The organism is Spartinivicinus marinus (assembly GCF_026309355.1).
GTDB lineage: Bacteria > Pseudomonadota > Gammaproteobacteria > Pseudomonadales > Zooshikellaceae > Spartinivicinus > Spartinivicinus marinus.
In genome coordinates this window covers 3,688,580-3,712,580 of the sequence record NZ_JAPJZK010000001.1, presented here as the reverse complement: position 1 = coordinate 3,712,580, position 24,001 = coordinate 3,688,580, and the positions used below count along the sequence as shown (strand labels likewise).

At 40.8% G+C, this 24,001-nt stretch carries 24 protein-coding genes and 1 tRNA gene; 19 read left to right on the top strand and 6 right to left on the bottom strand.

Going from position 1 to position 24,001, the window contains the following annotated elements; all coding sequences use genetic code 11:
- Positions 1 to 128 precede the first annotated feature (128 nt).
- From OQE68_RS16665 to OQE68_RS16600, 14 genes are all read left to right on the top strand, one after another.
- Entirely contained in the window at positions 129 to 464 is a 336-nt protein-coding gene (locus OQE68_RS16665; protein WP_266195711.1) for a GPW/gp25 family protein, read from the top strand.
- Complete coding sequence (locus OQE68_RS16660; RefSeq protein ID WP_266195710.1) at positions 461 to 1,357, top strand: baseplate assembly protein; 897 nt, start codon at positions 461 to 463, stop codon at positions 1,355 to 1,357. Before OQE68_RS16665 ends, OQE68_RS16660 begins: the two co-directional genes overlap by 4 nt.
- A gap of 17 nt (positions 1,358 to 1,374) precedes the next feature.
- Positions 1,375 to 1,986: a phage tail protein I gene (locus OQE68_RS16655; RefSeq protein ID WP_266195448.1), complete on the top strand. Its 612-nt coding sequence runs from the start codon at positions 1,375 to 1,377 to the stop codon at positions 1,984 to 1,986.
- 8 nt (positions 1,987 to 1,994) lie between these two features.
- Positions 1,995 to 2,525, top strand: a complete 531-nt coding sequence (locus tag OQE68_RS16650; RefSeq protein WP_266195449.1) for a phage tail-collar fiber domain-containing protein — start codon at positions 1,995 to 1,997, stop codon at positions 2,523 to 2,525.
- Complete coding sequence (locus OQE68_RS16645; RefSeq protein ID WP_180572154.1) at positions 2,522 to 3,295, top strand: hypothetical protein; 774 nt, start codon at positions 2,522 to 2,524, stop codon at positions 3,293 to 3,295. Before OQE68_RS16650 ends, OQE68_RS16645 begins: the two co-directional genes overlap by 4 nt.
- A gap of 44 nt (positions 3,296 to 3,339) precedes the next feature.
- Positions 3,340 to 4,539 carry a phage tail sheath C-terminal domain-containing protein gene (locus OQE68_RS16640; RefSeq protein ID WP_266195450.1) on the top strand — a complete coding sequence of 400 codons (1,200 nt, stop codon included), beginning with the start codon at positions 3,340 to 3,342 and terminating at the stop codon, positions 4,537 to 4,539.
- Positions 4,526 to 5,029, top strand: coding sequence for a phage major tail tube protein (locus OQE68_RS16635; RefSeq protein WP_266195451.1), 504 nt, complete (start codon positions 4,526 to 4,528; stop codon positions 5,027 to 5,029). The genes OQE68_RS16640 and OQE68_RS16635 overlap by 14 nt, the downstream gene beginning before the upstream one ends.
- Positions 5,030 to 5,063: 34 nt before the next feature.
- On the top strand, positions 5,064 to 5,336 hold the full coding sequence (locus OQE68_RS16630; RefSeq protein ID WP_180572272.1) for a phage tail assembly protein: 273 nt from the start codon (positions 5,064 to 5,066) through the stop codon (positions 5,334 to 5,336).
- 100 nt (positions 5,337 to 5,436) lie between these two features.
- Entirely contained in the window at positions 5,437 to 7,572 is a 2,136-nt protein-coding gene (locus OQE68_RS16625; protein ID WP_266195709.1) for a phage tail tape measure protein, read from the top strand.
- A complete protein-coding gene (locus OQE68_RS16620) occupies positions 7,569 to 7,976 on the top strand; it encodes a phage tail protein (RefSeq protein WP_266195708.1) in 408 nt (135 codons plus the stop codon). The genes OQE68_RS16625 and OQE68_RS16620 overlap by 4 nt, the downstream gene beginning before the upstream one ends.
- Positions 7,945 to 8,148 (top strand): tail protein X, encoded by a 204-nt coding sequence (locus tag OQE68_RS16615; RefSeq protein ID WP_266195707.1) that lies wholly within the window; start codon positions 7,945 to 7,947, stop codon positions 8,146 to 8,148. Before OQE68_RS16620 ends, OQE68_RS16615 begins: the two co-directional genes overlap by 32 nt.
- Positions 8,149 to 8,195: 47 nt before the next feature.
- Positions 8,196 to 8,272: transfer RNA gene (locus OQE68_RS16610), tRNA-Met, on the top strand.
- A gap of 125 nt (positions 8,273 to 8,397) precedes the next feature.
- Entirely contained in the window at positions 8,398 to 9,330 is a 933-nt protein-coding gene (locus OQE68_RS16605) for a contractile injection system protein, VgrG/Pvc8 family (protein WP_266195706.1), read from the top strand.
- Between the two features lie 134 nt (positions 9,331 to 9,464).
- On the top strand, positions 9,465 to 9,788 hold the full coding sequence (locus OQE68_RS16600; RefSeq protein ID WP_180571785.1) for a hypothetical protein: 324 nt from the start codon (positions 9,465 to 9,467) through the stop codon (positions 9,786 to 9,788).
- A gap of 163 nt (positions 9,789 to 9,951) precedes the next feature.
- On the opposite strand, the gene OQE68_RS16595 is transcribed toward OQE68_RS16600, so the two are convergent.
- The 5 genes from OQE68_RS16595 to OQE68_RS16575 all read right to left on the bottom strand — a co-directional run bounded on the left by OQE68_RS16595 (position 9,952) and on the right by OQE68_RS16575 (position 16,138).
- Positions 9,952 to 10,407, bottom strand: a complete 456-nt coding sequence (locus OQE68_RS16595; RefSeq protein ID WP_180571923.1) for a hypothetical protein — start codon at positions 10,405 to 10,407, stop codon at positions 9,952 to 9,954.
- A 76-nt stretch (positions 10,408 to 10,483) separates the two neighbouring features.
- Complete coding sequence (locus tag OQE68_RS16590) at positions 10,484 to 13,210, bottom strand: RHS repeat-associated core domain-containing protein (protein WP_266195705.1); 2,727 nt, start codon at positions 13,208 to 13,210, stop codon at positions 10,484 to 10,486.
- Between the two features lie 89 nt (positions 13,211 to 13,299).
- Complete coding sequence (locus OQE68_RS16585) at positions 13,300 to 13,917, bottom strand: hypothetical protein (protein ID WP_266195704.1); 618 nt, start codon at positions 13,915 to 13,917, stop codon at positions 13,300 to 13,302.
- Positions 13,918 to 14,033: 116 nt separating this feature from the next.
- Complete coding sequence (locus OQE68_RS16580) at positions 14,034 to 14,720, bottom strand: IS6 family transposase (protein ID WP_266195703.1); 687 nt, start codon at positions 14,718 to 14,720, stop codon at positions 14,034 to 14,036.
- Positions 14,721 to 15,541: 821 nt separating this feature from the next.
- Positions 15,542 to 16,138: a type 2 periplasmic-binding domain-containing protein gene (locus OQE68_RS16575; RefSeq protein WP_180571035.1), complete on the bottom strand. Its 597-nt coding sequence runs from the start codon at positions 16,136 to 16,138 to the stop codon at positions 15,542 to 15,544.
- A 484-nt stretch (positions 16,139 to 16,622) separates the two neighbouring features.
- On the opposite strand from OQE68_RS16575, the gene OQE68_RS16570 reads away from it, so the two are divergent.
- The 5 genes from OQE68_RS16570 (at position 16,623) to yaaA (ending at position 23,193) form a co-directional block, all read left to right on the top strand.
- A complete protein-coding gene (locus OQE68_RS16570) occupies positions 16,623 to 17,471 on the top strand; it encodes a vWA domain-containing protein (RefSeq protein ID WP_180571036.1) in 849 nt (282 codons plus the stop codon).
- A gap of 338 nt (positions 17,472 to 17,809) precedes the next feature.
- On the top strand, positions 17,810 to 18,256 hold the full coding sequence (locus OQE68_RS16565; protein WP_180571037.1) for a hypothetical protein: 447 nt from the start codon (positions 17,810 to 17,812) through the stop codon (positions 18,254 to 18,256).
- 433 nt (positions 18,257 to 18,689) lie between these two features.
- Positions 18,690 to 20,126: an ATP-dependent RNA helicase RhlB gene (gene rhlB / locus OQE68_RS16560; RefSeq protein ID WP_434801435.1), complete on the top strand. Its 1,437-nt coding sequence runs from the start codon at positions 18,690 to 18,692 to the stop codon at positions 20,124 to 20,126.
- A 730-nt stretch (positions 20,127 to 20,856) separates the two neighbouring features.
- Complete coding sequence (locus OQE68_RS16555; RefSeq protein WP_180571039.1) at positions 20,857 to 22,254, top strand: PhoH family protein; 1,398 nt, start codon at positions 20,857 to 20,859, stop codon at positions 22,252 to 22,254.
- A 171-nt stretch (positions 22,255 to 22,425) separates the two neighbouring features.
- The gene (gene yaaA, locus OQE68_RS16550; RefSeq protein ID WP_180571040.1) at positions 22,426 to 23,193 is read left to right on the top strand and encodes a peroxide stress protein YaaA; all 768 of its coding nucleotides are present in this window, start codon (positions 22,426 to 22,428) and stop codon (positions 23,191 to 23,193) included.
- Positions 23,194 to 23,231: 38 nt separating this feature from the next.
- Here the strand turns inward: yaaA and OQE68_RS16545 are convergent, their stop codons facing one another.
- Entirely contained in the window at positions 23,232 to 23,999 is a 768-nt protein-coding gene (locus OQE68_RS16545; RefSeq protein ID WP_180571041.1) for a substrate-binding periplasmic protein, read from the bottom strand.
- Between the last annotated feature and the right edge of the window lie 2 nt (positions 24,000 to 24,001).

Genomic DNA, 24,001 nt, shown 5'->3' with positions numbered 1-24,001 from the left:
CGTATATTTGATGCAAAGCAATAAGCATTAAACATGTGCTTGCTTATTAGTGTTTTTAAGTAAGCAATAACCAACTTGATAGTACCTAATTAATTAACCGTTATGGGAATTCTCATATCAGTATTTTTATGCAAGGAACCAACAGAAAAACCGGTAAACCCCTTTCTAACCTCGATCACCTCCGCCAATCCATCACTGATATATTAACCACCCGCATCGGTACCCGACTGATGCGGCGTGATTATGGTAGCCGTTTGCCTGAGTTAGTGGACCGCCCTATGAATGGTCAGTGGTTAGTGGAAATCTACGCGGCAACCGCAGAAGCCTTAATCCGTTGGGAACCACGCATAAAAGTCAACAAGGTTAAGGCTTATCGCGGCGAGCCAGGCGAGTTATTGATTGCGTTAGAAGGGATTTATTTACTGGAAGGCAAACCCATTACATTGGATGGCATCATTGTATGAGCGAATTTACCGCTATTGATTTATCACAGTTACCTGCACCTGATGTAATCGAGCCTATCGATTACGAGGCGATTCTTGCTGCCATGCTGGCCGATTTACAAAAGCGCGATAGCAGTTTTACGGCACTGGTCGAATCTGATCCTGCGATGAAGATTTTAGAGGTCTGTGCTTATCGTGAAATGCTGATTCGACAGCAGTTTAATGAACGGGCTAAAGCCGTCATGCTGGCATATGCAGTGGGTAATGATTTAGATCATTTAGGCGCTAATTACGGCGTTAAGCGTAAAGTGATTGATTCAGGTGATGATAGCCAAATACCACCAGAACCACCGATTATGGAGACTGACGAAGACTTTAGGCGTCGTATTCAATTAGGGCCTGAAGGTTATTCAACCGCTGGCCCAGTGGGTGCCTATTTAGCTCATGCGCATAATGCCCATGATCAAATTGCGGATGTCTCTGTGTATTCTGATGAGCCTGGCGAGGTGATGATTACTTTTTTGCGGCGACCTTTAGCTAATGAAGCCGATATGGCACCGGATGATGAAATAAAACAGGCGTTGTTAACCGCGTTAAATGATGAAGATGTCAGGCCGTTAACCGATCATATTACCGTGCAAGCCGCTGCAATTATCGACTATTCCATTGATGCCAAACTGCATGTACAACAAGGGCCGTCTTCTAAAGCCATTATCGATACAGCTACAACAGCACTGAATGAGTATGTCGAGCAGTGTTATAAACTGGGTAAAACTGTGGCGCTTTCGGGTATTTATGATGCGCTCCATATGGGGGGCGTTACCCGTGTGGAATTGCTGTCACCGACAGCAGATATTCAAGCCAAAGTCTTTCAAGCACCTAAAGCCAAATCAATTGCTATAAACCTCGCTTAAATAATCCATTTTTTCTCATGAGTTTATTACCCAACAATGCAAGCCCTTTAGAGGAAGGATTGGCTGATAGCACTGGTCGTATGAGTGACATACCCGCTTATCCTAATCACGTCTGGAATCCTGATACTTGCCCAGCGAATTGTTTGCCCTGGTTGGCTTGGGCCTTATCGGTGGATGTATGGAATCCAGATTGGCCTGAGTATGTTAAACGACAAACCATTGCGAATAGTGTGGCGGTGCATCGGATTAAAGGCACAAGAGGTGCGCTTAAAAAAGCACTAGACGCATTACATGTGCAAACCGAAATTAAAGAGTGGTTTGAATACAATGGCAAGCCCTTTACTTTTCAGGTTACTGCCTATGCCAATGATAATTTAAATACATCAGGTGATATTTTAAATAAAGAATTAATTGAGCAAATCCAAGAAACTATTCAACGTACTAAAAATGTACGCAGCCATTTTAGTTTTCAGCTGGGTGCCAAATTTAATACAGGCATTACAGCAAGTTGTGTTACTCGAAATATCAATAGCATCAGAGTCACCAGTGTTGGTCGCATTGAGCAGCAAAACACGCTGGGTATTTGTGCGACGGCTGTAGTCCGTCCACTGACAATTATTCGTGTATAGGAATAACCATGCAAATTAATCCTATTATTACCGATGCAGGATTGCAGGCGGTATTTAATGCCAGTAATGATGGTTTACAAGCCACCATTGCTGAAATTGCGCTGGGTGATGGTCGTTACCTGCCTAACGCGAAACAGACTCAATTAAAAAGTGAGCAACTCAGGTTGCCTATTTCAAAAAGTGAACGTGCCGGTAAAACACATATCATTTTAAGCGCCATAGCCGATGGTGAGTCAGAGTTTTGGATTAGAGAGTTTGGCATATTTTTAGAGGATGGCACTTTATTAGCGGTTTGGTCATCATTAGAGAAAGCCTTGCAGTATAAGGCTGCAAGCGCGCCTTGTTTTTTCTCGACTGACTTCATACTCAGTGGCATGCCTGCCGACGCCATTACCGTCAATGACCAAGGGGCGGATATTGCCATTGCCTTATTTTTAGAGCAGTTCGCTATGTTAAGTCAGGCGCAAATTGACCAAATGCGTCGCCACCTGGAATTGTTATTTTCATTTAATCAATACGAAAAAACAGCGAGGAAATGATGACTATCGAACAACGGTTAGCAGATGCGGTACAGGCCAGTAATCAATTAACAGAAGTAGTACAAAATAAAATCAATGATATTAATCAGCAACTGAAAGCCGCTGAAGATCGTTTTAATGCTTTTATGTTAGAGGCCCATAAGGAAAGCCCCTTTTACCGACAATCCAAAAATCAGTTTGGAAATTTAGTGGATAAGATGTTAGATGGATTTGATAAAAGCGAAGCATTTTCTATTGAAGTCTCATTATATCGAGAAATTAAAACTGGTATAGATTGGGAGCAGCGAGATAGCGAAGAAAAAGAAATTCTGACGTGTATGGGGCTTAAAGGGCATAAGTATTTACAGCCGACCATTCGTGTACTGAGACTGAAGTGGAGCGGTTATGATCGAGATACACATAATGCCTACTCTATTTACCCCACAGTTCCTGCCAACCGTTCAGTACCACTCACTGTAGGCTGCTATGCAAAATTAATCTCTGGTGATATTCGTTATACCTGGCTTAACGGTGTTAATCATGAATGGGGGGTATGCGGTGCAAACTATGAAAGCCAGCCTGGCTCATATTTTCATGCTCACCCTTATGTGTATTCTCCGGCAGGTGAAGTGTTATTTTTCTGGCCTGCGATTGTGACGGGTTATGTGCCCATTGATAGGGATAAGCCGCTATGGGGCTATTATCCTTCAATGCACGGCGAAAATCCTTTTGATACAGACCCTTTGCCTGACCTTGATCGTGAGAGCCGGCGCTCAATCGAACGATCATAGTTAGCACTATACTCCCCTATAAATTAATTCAAAAAGGAACCCTTATGCCTGAAGAATTTCTCCATGGCGTCGAGGTCGTTGAAATCGACAGCGGTCCACGCCCAATACGTACCGTCAAAAGCAGTGTGATTGGTTTAGTGGGTACAGCGCCCGAGGCTAAAGACGACGTTTTCCCCTATGACACCCCAGTGTTATTAGCCGGTAGTTTAAAAAAAGCTAAAGAATTAGGTGAAACAGGTACTTTGCCTGCCGCCTTACAAGGTATCTTTGACCAGATTGGGGCGATGGTTGTCGTTATTCGGGTAAACGATAAACCACCAGTAGCCCCAGAAACGACGGATAATGAAAATACGGCACTGAGTGCCATTATTGGTAAGGCAGGCGAACCTAATACCGGTATTTATGCACTGCTTGATGCTAAAAGTACCGTACATGTCGAGCCACGTATTTTAATTGCACCAGAATTTTCACATATCAAAGCCGCTGCTGATACCTTGATCATAGCCGCTGAACGATTAGGTGGAGTGGCAATCATTGATGGCCCTAATACGACAGGTGAAGAGGCCGTTAACTACCGTAAAGCATTTGGTAAACGTTATGCCTACCTAGTCGATCCTTGGGTTAAAGTCTGGAATAGCGATGCAAATGAAGGTAAAGGCGGCATTGTCATTGAACCACCCTCAGCCCGAGTCGCGGGACTCATGGCTAAAATTGATAACGACAACGGGTTTTGGCATTCACCCTCGAATAAATTAATGAACGGCGTGCTAGGTACCGCAAGACCGATTGATTTTAAACTGGGTGATAAAAACTGCCGAGCCAATTACTTAAATAGCCATGATGTCACCACCATTATTCAGGAAGATGGCTACCGCCTGTGGGGTAACCGTACCTGTAGTGGTGATCCTAAATGGGCCTTTATTAATGTAGTGCGCACAGCCGAAATTATTTATGACTCACTGCAGCGGGCGCATATGTGGGCGGTTGATAGAAATATCAGCAAAAACTATGTGGCTGATGTAACGGAAGGTGTCAACAATTATCTACGTCGGCTAAAAAATATCGGGGCTATTTTAGGCGGCACTTGCTGGGCTGATCCAGACTTAAATACCCCAGACGCCTTAGCGGATGGCAAGGTGTATTTTAACTTTGATTTTACCCCGCCCACCCCAGCTGAACATATCACCTTTAATGCGACGTTAACCGACGATTATTTTAAGGAGGTGCTCAGTGCACGCCAATAATGTCACTTATGCCACCCTGTTTATTGATGGGGTAAGCCAGGCAGGACGAGTGCAGTCTATTACACTCCCAAAGCTCACAGTTAAAACCGAAGAGTTTAGAGGTGGTGGCATGGATGGCGTTACCCACCTGGATATGGGGATGGAAGCCATGGAGCTGAGCTTTACCATTGATGACTGTAATATCAACGTACTGAAAGAGTTTGGTTTCCAGCAAGGTAAGCAAGTGCCGTTCAATATCAAAGGTGTATTGCGCAACCCTGGTCAGGGTGATCAAGGAATTGATGCGGTTTGCCGTGGCCTGGTGAGTGAAATAGATTTTGGTGAATGGAAACAAGCCGAGCTATCCAGCTTAACGACCACGGTCAAACTGGATTACTACAAACTCACCATCAATAACAAACTCATTTACGAGATCGATGTGGTTAACCATGTGCGCAAAATAGAAGGCACTGATCACATGCAAAGCGTCCGTGAATTTTTAGGCTTATAAACTCTAAACCAACATACAACACAATAGGTGCATCATGAGCGAATTAATTACTTTAAATTACCCTATCGAACGCAATGGCGAAGTGATTAACGAAGTCACTTTACGCCGCCCCAAAACCAAAGACATGAAAAACATTGAAAAACGCGGTGGCGGTGAAATTAGCCAAAGTATCCATATGATTGCGGATTTATCGGGCTTGGATATTAAAACGATAGAAGAGCTAGATGCCGCTGATTTTCAACGCCTTAATGATGTGGTGGCTGGTTTTTTAGACTCGACTGGCGATCGGTCCAGCAAATCTGCCTAAACCTGTCTTATTATCTGCGAGGCACCCCATTGTCAGAGTTGTTAGACATGGACCTTGAAGACCTCCTTGATTGGCATAAATCCCTTCCTAAGCAATAATCATGGCTAATAGACTCAATATCGCTATCGGCGCTTATATTGATAAGTCGCTGGCGAAGTCATTTAAAAAAACCGAATCTGCTGCCAGTCGGTTAGGTAAAGCTTACCGGGAAACCAATAAAAAACTAGCCGCTGTAAGACAGGTGGATCAGTATCGCCAGCGTCTTGCTCGATTACGCCAACAGCAACAACAAGCGGGTGGTAGTAATCAGCAGTTAGCCAATGCGATTCGGCGTACTGAGCAATCCTTGTCGCGGGCTTCACGTTCTGCACAACGCTATGGAGTCAATTTAAATAACTTGGCACGTACCCAACGACAGATGCAGCGTACCGCCCGTTTCCAAGGACTTCAGCAATCAGGGATGCAACGGCTTGGCCAGTTAAAAACCGCCGGTAAATGGGCCGCTGGTGGCTTAGCGGGGGCTGCAGGTGGTTTATTGGCCATGGTGAAATCCACGGCTGATCGAGGAGACCCCATTGCCAAGCATGCGGCTAAACTGGGCTTTAGTGTCGAAGGGCTCCAAGAATATCAATATGCGGCTGAGCGTTCTGGGGTGTCTACCGCGCAATTTAATACTGCCTCCCAACGGATGGTACGACGGGTGTCGGAAGCTGCCGCAGGCATTGGTAAAACCGGTAAAGCGCTCAAAGAATTAGGGCTGGACGCTAAGTGGTTAAACTCGCTGAAACCTGAAGAACAGTTTGAGCATATCTCGGAAGCAATTAAGCATATTGGTGATGATCGACAAGGAGATAGAGTCCGGTTGGCGATGAAGCTATTTGATACCGAAGGTGTTGGGCTAGTCAATATGCTGAAGGATGGGAAAAAAGGACTCGATGCACTAAGAAAAGACGCCAGAGCCACTGGCAATATTATCTCAAAAGAAGATGCCAAAAATGCCGAGGATTTCCAGGACGCGTTTTTAAACTTTAAACTAATCATTGGCAGTGTCAGTAAATCAGTGGGTGCCAAGTTTATGCCCTTGGTGACCAAGCTCATGATTAAGTTTAAAACTTTCCATGAAAAATACGGCGCTCGCTTTAATCAAGTGTTAATCCAGGTAGCTGATTCATTAGTGAGTGTGGGTCGGTTTATGTGGAACCTGGGCAAAACCGTCGTTACTGTGGCTAGTAAAGTCAGTCATTTTATTGAGGAAACCATTGGTTGGAAAAATATTGTGGCTGTTGTAGCCGCTTTAGTTGGAGTGAAATTAGTGGGGGCGGTATTAGCCGCAGGCACGGCAATAGTGGCATTAATTCCGGCAATTAAAGCGGTGGGCTTAGCCATGATGGCCAATCCGGTTGGCCTAATTATTAAAGCCATTGCGATTGGTGCCACATTAATTATTACCCACTGGAGTACTGTATCTACCTTTTTAGGTGATACATTTGATACTGTTGCTAATGCTTGTAGTTCAGCATTTGAAACCATTAAACACTACTTTTTCAATTTTACGCCGCTAGGCTTGCTGATATCTAATTGGGAACCAATCACAGACTACTTTGGTAACTTATGGGAGAGAGTCAAAGCAATATTCGGTGTAGCCTGGGAGGCTATTAAAAACTACTTCTTTACGAGTACACCTCTAGGTTTATTAATCGCTAACTGGGACCAGATCAAAGACTATTTTAGTAATCTCTGGGATTCTGTGCTTAATGCATTTAGCTCAGGGGTAAATAACATTAAAAACAGGCTTTCTAGTTTTTCAGCTAAAAAGCTATTCATGAAAGTCTGGCAACCAGCGATTGATTGGCTTCGCAGCAAGTTCCAGTGGATTAATAAAGCCATTGAGAAGCTAAAAGGTATTAAACGTTGGTTTACTGGTGATGATGAGGAAGAAAAGAAAACAGTTGCCGGAAAAATTAACCAGCGAACGCAGCAACGCAGAGCCCAGATACAAGAGACACAAGCTGTTAATGCTAAGCAAATAGAAAAGCGGCTACAGCAAATCAACCAGCAAAAGAATATGAATGTCACTACCCACCTAAACGCACCGATTACCATCAATGCAGCCCCTGGTATGTCTGCAGAAGAAGTTACACAGCAAGTGAAGGATGCTTTAGAAGAACGTGAGCAGGAAGCCGAAGCCAGGCAGCGAGGCGCGCTTTATGATATGGATATGGCGGCTGCTCTATGAGTTATACACTACTCAAGCTGGGTGATTTTATATTTTCCATCAAGACAGCCAGCTATCAAAAACTTCGTCAACAATGGCAATTTAAATGGGCCAGCCAGCCTATTATAGGGGGTTATCCTCAGCAGCAGTATACCGGGGAAACCGTTCGAACGATGGCTTTAAGTGGCACCATGTACCCTGGCCAATATGGCAGTCGTGATAGTCTGCTTCATATGGTAGAGCTAGCCGGTACAGGTGCACCCTTCATTTTGGTAGCGGGTACTGGCGAAATACTCGGCTATTGGTGTATCACCCAAGTGAGTGAAAGTGGCACCTACCCGGATAAGGAAGGCGTTTGCCGTAAGATTGAATTCAGCGTGAGCATAACCTACTATGGCGACAGTATACCGAACAAAGGACGGTGATACCCTGGACTGGATTTGTAAGCAGTATTATGGTGAAGAAAGTTTTGTGCTGCAGGTGTTAGATGCCAATCCGAGGTTAGTGGAGCAAGGGCCTGTATTCACAGCTGGTATTGAGGTCTTTTTACCTGAAGTTAGCAGAATACCTAAGATAAATGAGGCATTATTCCAGTAATACATTGACTTAATCAGTTAATACTCATAGTATGCGCTCCACGTTGATGCGGGGTGGAGCAGTCTGGTAGCTCGTCGGGCTCATAACCCGAAGGTCGTTGGTTCGAATCCAGCCTCCGCTACCAACCGGTTAAAACTCACTTCACTTTATCCTTCTAAGCAAAATCCTTTTTAAATATTATCTATACCATTTATTCCTGTTAATTTTTTCTAACATTCTTTTCTCAATAAAATAATACTGCTACCAACAGTGATTAATTATCAAGTTAAAATTAATTCTCAGTTAATAGACTTCAGTCGTCACCTTATTAGTCTCGAACTCACCGATGAAGCAGGGATCAAGTCAGATAGTGTAACCCTTAAACTATCTGACCCTGAAGGTAACTTACCGATACCCGCCAAAGGCACCAAACTATCGGTGGCCATCCAGAATATACATATGGGCGATTTTATTATTGATGAAGTGTCGCTCTCTGGTCCTCCTAATCAGATGACCATTCAGGCGAAAGGAGCTAACTTAAGGGATCAGCTCCGTAGCCCTAAATCCCGTTCATGGCATCAAAAAAAGCTGGTGGATATTGTCACCACAGTGGCCAATGACAATGGCTTGAAACCTAAAATTGCAGAAGTATTTACGCCTATTGTCATTGATCATATAGACCAGACAGAAGAATCCGATATTAATTTTTTAAGTCGCATTGCTTTAGATCATGGTGCGATTGTTAAGCCAATGATGGAGCACTTAGTGTTTGTAGAGCGTGGAAAAACTAAAACAGCCACTGGTAAACAATTGTCACCAATAACAATTTCTAAAATTAATAAATGGAATTTAAAAGCCCCTGACAGGCAATATTATAAAAGTGTGATGGCTAAATATCACAGTGCTGAAGGTGGTAAGACAGAGCATATAAAGGTGGGTAAAGGCGAGCCGATCTATACTACTAAAATGGTATATCCAACCAAGGAAGCAGCCCAAGCCAGCGCTAAAGCCAAATTAAGTGGGTTAAATGATACAGAAGCCAGTTTAAGCATAACGGTAGTAGGTAATCCTGAATTAATAGCTGAACGGCCAGTGATTATTCAAGGAGTAAGGACTGGTGTTGATGGTCGGTGGGTGGTGAAGCAGGCAAAGCACTCGGTAAGTGCTTCGGGGTATACGACGGGTGTTAGTTTGATCAAATGAGGCTGTTACGATAGTTTAGCTTTTGGCAGAGGTTTAAACCTGGAACAAACTAATCAAACAGAGTAGAATGTTTTACTGTGTTGTATATCTTAATTACAGCTGGCACACTGTATTAGAAAAAAAGGAATCTCAAAATGAGTATTGATATTGATTCTCTATCTTATGAAGAGTTAATAAAACTGAATCAACAAATTGTAGAACGCCTTAAGTTTTTAGATACAGTGCATACTCAAAAGGAAATGATGCAGTTTTTTACTGGTGATCAAGTGAGTTTTCAATCATCTGGCCGTGGCCGGCAAGTTGGTATAGTCGTAAAATGCAATAAGAAAACCATCACTGTTTTAGCTGAGTCTGGTGAAAAGTGGAATATATCACCTCAATTACTTAGCAAAATAAAAAACGTTAAGTCACGTAGCAAAAAACTAGATAATATTTTTGATCTTCCCCGTAAAAAGTAGCTTATTAATGACTGCTCATAAAAGAGAGCAAAAATCACAGTTATTATAACTAACTGGCGCTTATTGATATTATTGATTAATAGGAGTTCAAATTACCAACAAACAGTATGACCAATAATTTGGTGAAAAGTATGGTGGTAATTTGGTTCGCTACAAGAACACACTAAACTATTCTTTGATTTTTTTTAAGGTATTGTATATCAGTAGACACTGGGTCGATGTAAGCTTTCTGCGTAAATCCAGATGCACCAAAAGATATACTATGATTCTTATCATTTAGAATAATAGTCCATTTATAATAGTTTTTCATTCGTAATTTTGTTTCTACAGATTTTCTTTGAATGTCTATAATAAAGATACCTGAAGCCGCGTTCATAAAACCACTTTCGCCCCAGTCGATATTAATATATAAGTCAGTAATATCATGAAAAGTAAGGAAAGAAGGAGAAATTTTAAACTCTGACTCATCATCACATGACCATTCTACAATGTAATCAATATCAATAATTAAGTCAGAACGGAACTCTTCAGCATTTACATCAAATGAAAAGCCATGAATCATGTTATCGTGCCAGGATATTCTTTCAAAATCATTATTGGTTATATCTAAGTTTTTCATACAAATATTACTACTTAAAAAATAGCTTATACTCTGCTTTTTCAAGCAGAATATAAGAAATATAAGAAATATAAGACTATGGAGGAGCTACACCGCAACCACCAAACTGATGCTTCGCTTCAAAACACTGACAAGTTTTTGTATTTTGCCTCATCGTATCATAATGCCAGTGAACTGGGCTTCCTGTATGCTCTTCACATCCATGTGAGCCCTTGGTTATATCTCCACTCTTTGAGTGCGATTTATAATGTGTTACTTTGTTATACAGCTCTCCTGCAGGCGGATTACAAGGAGGACAACCTTCATCTTCTTCACATACTTTTTCTTTGGCTGCAGCCCTTGCCGCAGCTCTTGCCGCATTAGCAGTTGCTGCTTCATTTCCTCCAGCAGCGCTACAGTGAGCCCAGTTATAAGGGTAGGTGCATTTTTGAACTGTGCTATATAAACCCATTGGATCTATCAACTTTAGAGGATTTCCTAGTACATACGCATAAGTATTAAGCCCGCCTTCCAACCCAATCGGATCACTCTGAATATAGCGCCCTAAGTTCGGGGCATAATCCCTAAAGTAGTTGTAGTGTAGTCCTGACTCTGGGTCATAAACCTGCCCAGGAAAACGCAGTGCAACCACTGTCTTCTGGCCATCACCATCCACATCTTCATTAGCTAAGCCAACCCCAAAGGCATCAGACTGCCATTGCCAAACGGCTTGGCCTGCTGCATTAGTAGCCACTCGTGGAGTGTTGAGATGGTCACTGTGGATATATGCAACTTGCTGCTTAGTGCTTTGGCCTTTGTCGTTTAGCCATTGCTCTAACATGGCTATGGGTTGAGTACCTAGCCAAGCATAGTTACGGGTGTAGAACAGCTGGTTGCTAGCGTTGTAATAAGCTTCTTCTAGCAGCTGCCCATTTTGGTCGTAGCTGTAAATAACGGTTTGGCTGCCAAGCTCTTTAACGATTCGCTCACCGATAGCGTTATAGCGGTATTCCGCTTGGGTAGCTCCACCTTTAACAACGGCTTTTAAACGCCCTTGGCCATTATATTGGAGCTGTAAGCCATTACCGTTATTTTGGGTATTACCCATGCCGTCATAACTGACATTGCTTTCTTCATGCTTAATTAAGCGGTTGCTATTTTCGGCATAGGTTAGTTTTTGCGTTTCAGTTTTACCGGCTTTTTCGGTTGTACGCTTGGTGCGGTTACCGACCGGGTCATATTCATAGGTTTTACGGCCGTAGTTGGCTTGCTCTTCGATTAAGCGGTCTAACGGATCATAACCATATGAGCTGTTGTTTTGCTCAGCCAGTAAATTATCAATGCCGGTAATGTTTCCGTTTGGATCATACTGGTAATTTAGCTCTTGAATCCCTTGTACGGTTTGCTGAATTAACTGTAAATCCTGATCATATTGGCGGTTTAAGGTTTTACCATTCCCCCACGTCAATTGTTGTACAGGGCCAAAGGGTACATAGCCAATATTGTTGGCTAAATTAATGACCTGATCACTTCCTTTAAATTGACCTGTGACTTGGTTAACCTGACCGTTACCATTGCGTTGGTAGCTGATGGTTAAACCAGAGGGGTATTGAATACGGGTCAGTTGGTTAGCCAGGTTGTAGCCATAGGCCACACCAAAGAATTGATCCTTACCATTCAGGCTAACCGAGCGCATGGTTTTGGTGGCATTACCCCGGTCATCATATTGGTAAGCAATTAAGCCTGACTGGTCCTGAATACCGGTTAAGCGGCCAATGCCTTTACTTCCATCGTTGGTGTCATCATAAAGGTAAGTAACATTCAGCTCTGGGCTAGCAGGATAAGATCGGCTGGTTTGACGATTTAAAGCATCATAGCTGTATTTGGTCACAACACCGCGGCCATCTACTTTTTGAGTCACATTACCGGTGGCATCGTGGCTATAAACCGTTTCACCACTGCTGGGGCTAATGTCTTTGACCAAACGGCCTAAACCATCATATTGAAAAGTAGTAGTGACACCGCGCGGGTCAGTGACTTGGGTTAAGTTATCTTGCGAATCGTATTTAAATTGCGTGCTTTGGTTTAATGCATCAGTGTTTTGTACCAACCGATTTAACGCATCATATGCATTGCCACTTTTATAATTACGGGGATTAGTCGCACCTGTCGTATTGCTGTTTTTGTCGTATACAAAGTGGCTGGTTTGACCATTAGCGCCCACGGTTTTTAATAACCGACTCATTTCATCATAAGCCTGGCTAAATTGGTTGACTACTGCACCGGTTGAAGATTTAACAACCTGCTTGGTAATATTCCCTGCATTATCGTGTTGATATTCGATGCGTTCGCCTAAGCCATTTTGAATAGCCGTTAAGCGTTTTGCTCCATCATATTCATAATGTAATTCGCTACTATTGGGTAAATAAACCGCCGTTACTTGACCAACTGCATCGTATTCCAAACGAGTGGTGATATCACCCACTGTGCTTTTAATGGTAGCTTGTATTAGCCTACCTATTTCGTCATAAGATAGTTCAGTCACCGTACTATTAGCATTGGTGATTTGTTGAGGATTACCAAAACTATTGTGATTGGATAATTGAATGGAATGCCCCAGGGCATTAACAACTTCAGTTAACTGCCCTTTGTCGTTATAACTAAATTGGGTAATGTCTTGAACATCCGTACGTGGGCCATCAATTTGCGTAACATTGCCTTGATCGTCGTATTGGTAACTGGTGGTACTGCTTGCACCTGACAGTGCTAACGGGGAAATAAATAACGATAACGCCCCGGCTAATAAAGTCTGTTTAAACTGCATTTTAAAATTACTCTAAAAATTTAAACAAAAAAATCTGTGATTAGGCAGCGAAAGCTGCCTAAAAATATGAAAATATGTTGCAAAGTTACTTAAGAATCATTAATTGTCATTGTTGAAGGCAATGCATCTATAGAAATATAAATATGGCCGTAGTCTCCATGATTACTCCGCTTTCCATCACTACCTTCTGGGCTAATAGCAAAATCTAAAATATCACCTTTTTTCAAATTAATTCGGTGAGTTTTATTTGTGCCTTGATGATCATTTGCCTGGATCTGCTGTTGAGCATAGTGTTTGCCGTTAATAAATAATTTTCCAGTAAAGCCATTACCATTATTAGATACTACCTTATGAACTAACCAGTTGATCTCTACTGTACCAGTATAAGGACTAATCCAGCGCTTAATTGGCCAGTGCTCATTAGTTCTAAAGCCTGGATATGGTCCACTAGGTATAAACTGTTCTTGTCCAACTTCTAAAAACGGCGAACCATTCTGATTTAAATCCCACTTAGTACCAGTCCAATAATTAGAGGTAAGTGTAATAAACTCTACAGTTTGATAATGCTTATCTTCATCATTTTTATAGTCGAAGTAACCATAATACCAGTTTTTATATCCTTGCTTTCCTTCTGTAGTCCAGTCTTGTTTAGAGTTGGCCAATAAAACCTTTGTTGCTTCTTCTTTTTCATTTGGATTTCTCCCCAATACTAATTCCTGAGCATTGGTAAAACCATCATTATCTGAGTCGATTGTAGAGTTATTTGTTGAGGTTCTGTCGCAAAAATTTCATTAATTCAAAAACTACTTTCCCTTGGGCGCACTTATCCTGCTAATGCACAGAATTGTTCAAACATTGTCTTATGTTGAGCGGCTGGGTCAGTAGACTGACCTTTCCTAAGCATATGCACCAACTCAATACCAGCCAGTGTTGATCGAGCACTATTAAATGATTTAAAGCCCAACATTGGTCGGGTAATCCGCTTTATAAATCGATGGTCCTGCTCAATAATGTTATTGAGGTACTTTACTTGCCTTATAATAATTGGCTTCTCCATCTCTTTATTTATTTCCTCAATAGCCGCATTATTCGCTGCACTGCCATCAATTGTTATCTTTTCTGGTACGCCATTAGCGCGAATGGCTTTCTTGAAAAATCGCTTGGCAGCCTTAGTGTCCCGGTGCTTGGTAAATAAGAAGTCAATGGTCTGCCCGTCTTTATCAACGGCCCTGTAAAGGTAATACCACTTGCCTTTTACCTTAATATAGGTCTCATCCATTCGCCAACTGCTGCCAACAGGTGACTTCTTTTTTCGAAACTGCTTTTCTAATTTTGGCCCGTATTTAGTCACCCAGCGCTGAATAGTCGCATGATCTACATCCACATTGCGATCTTGCATGAGTTCTTCTATATCGCGGTAGCTCAAGGCAAATCGAAGGTAATAGTAGACAACTTGTAGTACGACACATTTAGGGAAATGACAACCTTTGAAGCGCTCATCAGAACTCATATCGACTACAAAATAATCAGAAATTTAGAGGAAGCTGGAAAGGCTATCATGATGGGTAAAAGTTTGCGACAGAGCCCAACGTACAGCCTGATACACTCAAAGCTTTACTAAAGCAAATCCGACTCAGCGTTAGTTTCAGTATAGTTTTCTATTTCATCGGACTGCTCTGCAGTTTCTATTAATCACCCACTATTAGTAGAACTTATGATCTAAAATAATTATCTTTGACCCTTCTACTACCACTAGAGTAATAAAGGTTGTACCAAACACGAAGCCTTCTAGCGGGTCTTCAACACGAATTCAGTTAATAGTTAGGCGATATTTTTCTATTTGACTAAGATATAAAATTAGAGCTTTTACCAGGTTATAAAGCTACCAATGACAGATAGTGATGTTGATAACGACAAGCTTGAGGAATTTCCTCCTCCCATAAACCGAAAACTCGTGTATATTGCGATTCTATGGTTACCACTTATATTATCTGCACTGTTGTTTCCGGCGATGCTTTACACAAGTGTTTTGGTAGTATTTGGGGTATTATTAATCGCTTGGTATAGCCTAATCTCAAAGCTTATACGTAGGCCTGAGCTTGGCCAGTATAAAGTTGTATTTATAATCGAATTGGTGGCAGTTAGCTGTTTTTTATGCATTGCAGTGCTTGCCTATTTTTTATTCCAAATGTCAAAGTTCTAACACTTTGACCTCTTTCACTTGCCTACCAATATCCATATTTTTTAGGCAATTAAAGAACAACCTCAGTATTTTCATCTGCAATATCAACTCTGACATGGGAGTTTTTTCTAAATCAAATCAAAAAACATCTATTCAGCTATTTTATGTAAGAATTCATCCCGAATAACTTTAATTCTATTTTCATTCTCCATTTTTTTAAGTGCTTTTGTTATTTGCAGAATCAATTTAGAATTACGTTTATGTAGATAATGATAAAGTTTTATTTTTTGAAGAGGCGGCTCTAGAATTTTAATATTACTATATTCATCTGCTTTCAAGAAAGGAAGTAAAGTTATCCTATCGTTAATACCAAGATCTAAATGCTGAGAATTAACGCTTTGCAGCAACTGCTCCATATTAGAGAGAACTTCTATACCAGAAAATCCTTTGGTACCATTCGCTATAAATCTAATACCTCCAATATAACCAATTGTATTATATTGAATACTGTGCCAGCCAGAAATAACAAAACTTTTTAATTCCTCTTTCCCAGTAAAAGCAACTCCTTCTATATGAGCAACTGGCACTGGTACCATCACCAAATTTGGATAGTCTCTATTAGTACCATATATACGAAATAACTCTCCATCTGTATTACCTTTATTTGCTTCAATTAAAGTTCTCTTCCATCCAGGATAATATCTGACTTCAAGCTCACCACCTATATTATGATAAGCTTCTTTCATCACTATAATAACCAGTTGAACAAGCAGATCTGCTCCTTCACCTGTGGATATCACCCATTTTTTTGCAGAAAAACATGAGGATGTCCAAACAAGACTTATAAGGCAAAAGAAATTAAAAAACTTTATCATTAAGCAATAAACTATATTAAAAAATAAACAGTATTTTATAACCTTTTTAACGAAAACATCTCATTATAATCCTTTACTCTACTATGTTCCTATATGTTTATAGTTTAGCTAAAAATAATAAGCATCTATTAATATGCTTCTCCTAATTAATGCCATCAACCATATTTTGGAGTACTGCCATAATTTGCCATAATTCATCATCAAACTGCCTGTTTTAGTCTCTTAACTGGCCTAGTTACTTGGTTTAATCCCTAATAAGGTGATTCAAAGTATATGTGCTCTGGGAACTGATAACCCAAAACATCACTGTAGAGAAGATACATAAGTATATACAAATAATAAGGAACACCAAGAAATGACCACTAGTAAGCTGAAACCAAGTAAAAATAATGTCTATATCAACTATCGGCTTCGCTATGTTGTGTACAGCTTTCTTATGTTTACAATAACAATGACATTATTGGCCAGCCTTCAATCGGGTGCAGAACAAACGTACCTCCATCCTCTATTATCCCTAGCACAGTCTAATGAAGGCAAGCCCATTACCAATTCTAGTTTGTTGATTCATCAGCAGCCTAAACTACCCCTCACCGCCAAAGAGCAGCTTTTTATCATTGATAACTCACAACTCATGTCTAAGCTTCACTTGAACATAGTGAAAAAGCTGCTAGTTAAAGCCCTTCTACAGTTAACACCAAACGATCGCTTTAACATTATTGCTGTTAACAACAAGCTCCAACAGCTATTTCCCAACTCACAGCGCGCGAACTTACTAAGTGTCGCCAATGCTATTGCTTTTGTTGACGTACTATCCATTAGTGGCAAAGGCGAGCTTTTACCTGCGCTTCAGATATCAGCTGCATCCCCAATCCCAAAAGATATAAGTAACAGCCAAATCATTTTACTATCAAATGGCCAGCTTGGTTATCAGCAGTTATTAGAGTTTATTCAGAATCATATTGGCAAAAAACAATTGTTTTCATTCGTAATTGATAGTCAGGCTCGTCTTTCCTTATTAAAGAATATAACCCATGGTAAAAACCAAGCACTGCAGCTTATTTCACTAGGCTCAAACGAAGCTGAAAATACTCATAAATCTTTACAGCTGTTAGCACTTCCTTTGGTACCAAACCACTCAATTACTTCAACCAGTTTAACCAAAGCCACAAAAGCGACTACTTCCTTACTTTCTCACTCGCTATAAGCTACAGGCGAAAAATAGTGATTTATTACTCAAACTCAAAACAAACCAACTTACTACCGTGAAGCTAGCCACTAAAACTTATATGTAGGAGGTATATGTTAATAAAAAGCACTAAACTTATAACCATCACTACATTCCAATACAGTTAACAGCTACATAGTCCAGACAACTTAAGTGTTTAGTCAAGTAAAATGAGTGTGAGAATTAGCAACAAGTTTAAACATAATTTCATTTTGGCAATAAAAAAATATTAACAGCCGCACAGCACTTTAATACGTATTCCCTATACTACTTACTACAAGCTAATGGAAGAGAACCTTGTTCCAGACAGGCACACAATGAAAACAACAGCGCTTTTTCGGCCAATTGGGCCTGATCAATTTGAAGCACTAAAAAAACTTGAATTTAGTCAAATACCATCTCATGTCTTTGGCCAAAAGTTTTTTTACCCACAATTACATGAATCATTTGCAAAACAAATAGCAAAAGAGTGGTACTTGCCTAAGCATGGCCACGCCTATGTTATTAGGCTTGAGATTGCCTGTAGCTACCTTGAGCAATTTGAAGTAAAGCGTATTGGTGGTCCAGAGCATACTGAATACCGTATTCCTATTGAGGAAAAAGCTAATTTCAGCAGAGAACTGGTAGGCAAAATAGAGGTCATTGCTGAGTATCAGCAAGATACCATCAAGCAACCCTTTTTATTTTGTCGAATAGGTGAAACCACAGAGGCAATACTAAGCCCTGCAGCTGGGTTTCAGTCGCACTTTCAGTGCCTAGCTTAAGTCCACTCACTTAGCACTCTGCCAACAAGAGCTATATCAGCAGGGACGCTGTTTGCTATACACTACTTGCCCAATATCTCACCAGGCCACATGACGCTTCAAGGTGGCTCAGTGAATTCAAAGGCTTCAGCATTTTCATACTTATTACGATTTATACCCTAGCCTGCTTACTTAACCTCTAGCAAACGAACAACTGCTTCCAACTGGCCAACTGAAAGCACAAAAGATCTCTAGCCATAATTCAATCCTTACCCTCATTATCCTTGCTCTCTACTTGTACTCATTCAATGCCAATTATTTCGAGCTTCTGCTAACCTTCATTTAACAAGCCAAGTGCTGTTAAAAAGTTGGCGATTTTTCATAAAAGACGTATTATTTTCAACAAAATAGGATCAGATAAGTGACTTAAGCATGCAGGTGAGTTTTGATCAAGATATTCAATAAGATATTCAAACCCAAACACCACACAACAACAGCCTCTCCCTCCTTACCAGAAAGTCAGGAGCTTTCTGATAAACCCACTAAAGCCGTTAATCAAAAGCTCTCCTCTTCTCCCAACAACACAAGCTGGGAGATCAGCCAATTCGCTGTACCTGAGGCTGAGGGGAAAACTCGCTTTCATGACTTTGAGCTGCCAGACAAACTCATGCAAGCAATACACAGCTTAGGCTTCAGCTACTGTACACCAATTCAAGCTGAAGTGCTGACGGCCACTTTAGCTGGGCGCGATGCAATTGGACGCGCTCAAACTGGCACAGGAAAAACTGCCGCTTTTCTCGTTAGTACTATAAAGCAACTATTAGAGACACCCAGCCCCACTCCTCGTTATGCCGGAGAGCCTAGAGCACTAATTTTGGCGCCCACTCGCGAGCTGGCAATGCAAATTGCTAACGATGCCAAAGAGCTGTGTAAATTTAGCTCAATTAATGTCACCACTATTATGGGTGGAATGGAATACGACAAGCAGCGCCGACACTTGCACAATGAATTTTTAGATATTGTCGTTGCAACACCAGGCCGCTTAATTGATTACTATGAAAAGCAAGATATTCACCTAGATCTACTTGAGATGTTGGTTATAGATGAAGCAGACCGTATGTTAGATATGGGCTTCATACCTCAAGTTAGACGAATTGTCAGGGCCACCCCTAAGCAAGGAGACAGACAAACCCTGTTATTTAGTGCCACATTTAATGATGAAGTGACTCGTTTAATAGATCAGTGGACTTACCAGCCAGTTAAAGTAGAAATTGAGCCTGAACAAGTAACAACCGATACGGTTGTTCAGCATTTTTATATGGTAGAAGAAAATAGCAAAGCAAAACTGTTGGTCAATCTCATCTTACAAGAAGATCTTCACCGTATTATTGTCTTTGCAAATCGGCGTGATCAAACCCGCAAGTTACAAGAGCTACTCTATCAGGTAGGTATTAGTTGTGATTTATTATCTGGCGAAGTAGCCCAAAAAAAGCGGCTCCGTACTTTAGAAGATTTTAGAGAAGGTAGAATCCGTGTTCTAGTTGCAACTGATGTGGCTGGGCGGGGTATTCACGTTGATGGCATTAGTCATGTGATTAACTACAACCTTCCCGATGACCTTGAAGACTATGTGCACCGCATTGGCCGAACGGGGCGCGCTGGAGCAACCGGCGTAGCCATAAGCTTAACAGGTGAGTCAGACGCATTTTTACTGCCAGAACTAGAGCAACTGTTAGGCATGTCTTTAACGATTGAGCAACCACCCGAGAACTACTTAACTAAGCCTTTACCTGTTAAAAGCAAAACGTCGCCTACCAAAAGCCATCGCCACAAGCCACACAAGCAATATAAAAAAACAGGCCACCATAAAAAGCCTCAAAGAAGAAGGTAGCAACTGCTGCCTTTTACTCTCTTCAACCATGCACTACCTAAAGTAATCGCTTGCAAACTATGATTAATTGTTCATCTTCATGATTAGACAAAAGGCTAATCAACACAGAGTAAGAAATACTTTTACATATCATCAAAATACTGTATATTTATACAGTTAGTTTTGCTTGATGGTGTTCAGCTCCATTCAATTTATGCAAACCCAATAGTACTTCTGGCAACAGAAGAGCAGCATATATTGAGCGATAGCTAGCCAGTTAACACATATACTCAAGCATTGACTATCTACTCTCGCTATCAGTTATTTAAGGGTATGCTGTCAGATAGACTGTTATCAGATGCCTTAAATAACTTTACTACTGTTGCCGGCTATATGCCGGCTTTTTTTGTTATTTCTTTAATTTGCTACACCTTGCACTATGAACATTCGGTTATTTTTTAAACCTAAAAAGACGTCATGACTTGTATGAATGTCCTAGCTACCAACAGTTACAAAAATTTAACGTCCAGCCTAAACCTGCTTAATAGAAATGTTTCTACATCTTTTGATGTTTTTTCAAACAACATTAAGCCTTGAGGGTTAGCTGATTTGGGTTAATATCTAAAACAAGGAGGTTAATTTTAGTCACGCTACTGCCATCTTGTTGTAGTTACATAGGAAACAGGAGCAAGTTTCTTTTCGAATACATGTTCTTTAGATAGTGGTCTTTTGCACTGAAAGGTACCCACCTATGGTAGATGCCATCCAGCTTGAATTAATCAAGAGCCAGAAACGTACTTTTGTTCTAGATACCAATGTTCTCATCCACGACCCCAATGCCGTAATGAATTTTGATGAGCACAAAGTTATTATTCCCATTACAGTATTAGAGGAGCTTGATAAACTTAAAACAGGAAAGCACACCATGGCTGCGGACTGTCGGCAGGCAATACGCGTCATTGATCAAATTCTTGGCTCAGCCCCTCCTGCAGAAGTAGAGCAGGGCGTGCCCATTCGACGCTATGATGAATCTCCTCCCTTAGGCACACTGGCCATTATGATGCCTCTCAATGATCCAGCAATCTCCTTTCTTTCGCCAGCAAATGACAACATCATTATTAACCACATTTGTTCTCTACAGCACATTTGCCAAGATGAAAAAATCATCCTGGTCAGTAAAGACATCAATATGCGTCTAAAAGCTAGGGGTTGTGGTATAGAATCTCAGGACTATCACAACGACCAATTAGTATCTGATGTGGAGCTACTCAGTAAGGGTTATCAGGAAATTTTTGGTTCATTTTGGGAGCAAATACATCATGTGTCTACCCGACAAGAGCAAGGACAAACATTACACATTATTCCCAAAGACAACTTAACTTTTGAGGTATACCCCAATAAGTTTATTTTGGATGAACAAGGGTTTATTGGGCAAATTAAAGCGATTAGCGATACTGAAGTAACTATGCTCGACCTTACTCATGATTTCCTAATGCAGCAGGAAGCCTGGGGGTTACAACCCAGGGATATATACCAGGCAATGGCGCTTCAGTTGCTGCTGGACCCAGATATTCATCTAGTCAACCTTACGGGGGCAGCAGGTTCAGGTAAAACAATTTTAGCTTTGGCAGCAGCCATAGAAATGACTGTTGCTAGCAAGCGGTATCGTCGTATTATTGCCACTCGTAGTGTACAAGGGTTGGATGAAGATATCGGCTTTTTACCTGGCACTGAAGAAGAAAAAATGGAGCCTTGGCTCGGCGCCATTACCGACAACCTGGAAGCCCTTCATTGTGAAGATGAGTGTACACATAGCAGTATTGATTACATTCTGAAAAAAGTGCCACTGCACTTTAAATCACTCAACTACATTCGAGGCAGAAGTTTCCAACATAGCTTAATTATTATTGATGAGTGCCAAAACCTAACGCCTCACCAGATGAAAACAATCATTACGCGAGCAGGCAGTGGGAGCAAAGTCATTTGTCTGGGTAATTTGGCCCAAATCGATACCCCCTACCTTAGCGCAACCAGCTCAGGGCTCACCTATCTAACAGAGCGCTTTAAAAACTTTGCTTATGGCGGAAATATTCAATTAAGAGGAGTCCCACGATCATTGTTAGCTGAATTTGCTGAGCAAAACCTATAACAACATTGTTAGTGGAGCATAACAGCACTCAATCAAACCTAAAACGAAAGATATAAACGGTCATAGAGGCGATATACATCCCCTATCGCCTTTATAGATAGCCACCTCTTGTACAAGAGCAAAGAGCTCGTTAGACTTGATTGACTGTTAGAACAATACGATAGAGCCACTATGTTAGCTGTTATTTCCCCTGCCAAAACACTGGATTTTGAAACACCCCCTACCACCCCTACATATACTCAACCTGAGCTATTAAAACATTCTGAAGTATTAATCAAAATACTTCGCCAATATAGTCCCGATCAGCTAGCCCAGTTAATGAAGCTCAGCGATAAACTTGCCGGTTTAAATGCAGCCCGCTTTAATAACTGGCATTTACCATTTACTCCAAATAATGCTAAACAAGCAGTATTAGCTTTTAAAGGTGATGTATATACTGGGCTAGAAGCAGAAAGCTTTACAGAAAAACAATTTGAGTTTGCTCAGCAGCATTTAAGAATATTATCAGGCCTTTACGGCTTATTAAAGCCATTAGACCTTATCCAGCCATACCGACTAGAAATGGGAACTAAGTTAGAAAATACTAATGGCAAAGACTTATACCAGTTTTGGGGAGAGCAAATTACCCAACAATTAAGCTCACAGCTAGCAGATGTGAAAGGCCCTTTGATTAACTTAGCCTCTAATGAATACTTTAAATCCATCAAACCCAAGCTACTTGACACTGATATCATTACACCCGTTTTTAAAGACTGGAAAAATGGCCAATATAAAGTGATTAGCTTCTTAGCTAAAAAAGCTCGAGGGATGATGGTTAATTATCTAGTAAAAAACAAAATCAAAAACCCAGAAAAATTAAAGCAATTCGATCTTGCCGGGTATCAATATCAACCAGATTTGTCATCTGCCAAGGAGTGGGTATTCACCAGAAAGCAATAAGGGAACCCTTTAATAAGATAATTTTATATGTGAATCAGTTACATATATTTTCTCAAAATATCATTATATTTATCTGATTCACGTATAAGTTGGATGGTAGACCAAATATCTTCTGCTAGCTTTGGATTTTTTTGAACAAATTGATGAGACAACATCAAAAAGTATGCTTTGGTTCTAAGAGGTGTTTTTATTTTAATCACTTGACTATATTTTTCAGGGTACTTCTTTAAAATAAAATCACCCATGGTTTCCAAATCTGCAATACCAGCGATACGGCCTGCTACCAGTTTTTCCATATTTTGTAGGGTATTTTCGACCTCCTCAACATCTACACTCAGTTTCACTAGTTGATCAACTATTGCATACCCTCTTGTAGCACCTATTGCACCATTCAGCTCAGTAAACTGTTTACCATCCCAGTTCAAAGGAGAACTATTAAGCTTATACAAGACATATGACCAATTCAACATTCTTTTATCAATATCAGGTTTGCCATTTTGGATTGGATAAACCCCTATTGCTAAACGCTCTGGTTTAAAACTACTATGAAAAAGACCATCAACCTTATTGGCAGCAATAGCTTTTAATCCCCGCTGCCAAGGCAAACGCAACAAAGTCAATTTAATATTTAGCTGCTCCTCTACTAACTTAAGCATCTCTATGGAAACACCAGGCCTTTCATCAAGCAACTTTGTTCCGCCCCCTATGATAAATGGAGGATTTGCAGAGTCACCACAGGCCAATATGACAGTTTGAGCATAACACGAGTTGATAAGTAGTATAGTAACAGCTATTAGCCTAACCATTA